The sequence below is a fragment of the Aquabacterium sp. genome (assembly GCF_004297345.1).
In the GTDB taxonomy this organism is placed as follows: Bacteria; Pseudomonadota; Gammaproteobacteria; order Burkholderiales; family Burkholderiaceae_C; genus Aquabacterium.
Genome location: NZ_SCTN01000380.1, coordinates 1 through 1,885 on the forward strand (window position 1 = coordinate 1; position 1,885 = coordinate 1,885).

Sequence of the window (1,885 nt, forward strand, 5' to 3'; positions counted from 1 at the left end):
GCGTGCAGAACGTGCTGAAGTCCACCCGTCTGGCCTGGAACGAAGGGGAGGCCGCCGCGGCCAAGGCCTTGTTCCCCAACCTGTTGCCCGTCATGCAAAGCGAAGATGCGCTGGAAGGCATCCAGTCCTTCCTGGAGCGTCGCGAGGCCGTGTTCAAGGGACGTTGAGCCCTACAGCCTCTTCACACTCTTATCGCCGACATCGACGTGTGTTGCCGCCCACATCAAACGAGCCGGCGGCGTGCGTCAACCGAAATCATTGAATCACCTGAGTCGAGATCATGACCCACCGCGCTACCGTTGATTTCCTGCTGTACGACTGGCTGAACGCAGAAAGCCTGTGCCAGCGCGAACGCCACACCGAACATAATCGCGAGACTTTCACGGCTGTGCTGGACCTCAGCGAGAAGATCGCCACCGAGCAGTTCGCGCCCATCAACCGCCTGACGGACATCCACGAGCCCGAGTTTGATGGCGTGACAGTGACCTTGCCCAAGGAAACACCCGTGGCCATGCAGGCCTTCAACGACTCCGGCCTGATGGCTGGCAGCAAGGACGCCGACATTGGTGGCATGCAGTTGCCCACCGTGGTCGAGATTGCCTCGATGAGCTTCTTCTACAAATCCAGCGTGTCGCTGGCGGCGTACCCGATGCTCACGCGTGGCAACGCCAACACCATCCTGGCACACGGCACGCCCAAGCAGATCGATGTGTTCGCGCGGGGTGGCTTTGAAGGCCGCACCTTCGGCACCATGTGCCTGAGCGAGCCGCAAGCCGGTTCCAGCCTGTCTGACATCGCCACCAAGGCTGTGCCCGATGTGAATGGCGATGGCACGGGCATCGACTGGACGCAAGACAGCCTGGGCCAGCGCTACCGCCTCACAGGCAACAAGATGTGGATCTCGGGCGGCGAGCACGAGATGGGCGAGAACATCGTGCACCTGGTGCTGGCCAAGATCCCGGGCGAAGATGGCAAGCCCGTGCCGGGCGTGAAGGGCATCTCGCTGTTCATCGTGCCGCGCAAGCTGGTCAAGCAAGATGGCCGCATCACGCAGCAGCGCAATGACGTGGCGCTGGCTGGCCTGAACCACAAGTGTGGCTACCGCGGTACCGTCAACACGCTGCTGAATTTTGGCGAAGGCAAGTTCCCTGTCAACGGTCAGTCAGGTGCCGTGGGCTACCTGATCGGCAAGCAGGGCGAGGGCCTCAAGTGCATGTTCACCTTGATGAACGAAGCCCGCATCAGCGTGGGCATCGGCGCCACCATGCTGGGTTACGCTGGCTTCGAAGCTTCGCTGGAATACGCCAAACAACGTCCGCAAGGCCGCCACATGAGTGCCGGTGGCAAGAACCACAGCGCGCCGCAGATCCCCATCATCGAGCACACCGATGTCAAGCGCATGCTGATGATGCAAAAGGCCATTGCCGAAGGTGGCCTGGCCTTGGGCTTGCTGTGCGCACAACTGGTGGACGATCAGCATACGGGCACGGGCGCAGAAGCCGAGAAGGCCGGCCTGCTGCTGGAGTTGCTCACTCCGATCGCCAAGAGTTGGCCGAGCGAATGGGCACAGGAGGCCAACAGCCTGGCCATCCAGATCCTGGGCGGCTACGGCTACACACGTGATTTCCCGGTCGAGCAGTACTGGCGCGACAACCGCCTCAACATGATCCACGAAGGCACGCACGGCATCCAGGGCCTGGACCTGCTGGGTCGCAAGGTGGTGATGAACGGCGGCAAGGCCTTGAGTGTGCTGGCCGAGCGCATCAGCGAGACCATCCAGAAGGCCGGGCAGGTTGATGGCCTGGCGGTTCACGCCAATGCCTTGGCGCAGGCCCTGCAGAAGGTGGGTGCGACCACCAAGGCTGCCTGGTCCACTGGCGTGCCT

1 protein-coding gene is annotated in these 1,885 nt (G+C 62.3%); it reads left to right on the forward strand.

The genetic code is table 11. The features are described from left to right. Window positions 1-280: 280 nt before the first annotated feature. A partial coding sequence (locus EPO09_RS14460; RefSeq protein ID WP_290644026.1) for an acyl-CoA dehydrogenase family protein occupies window positions 281-1,885 on the forward strand: 1,605 nt, incomplete at its 3' end.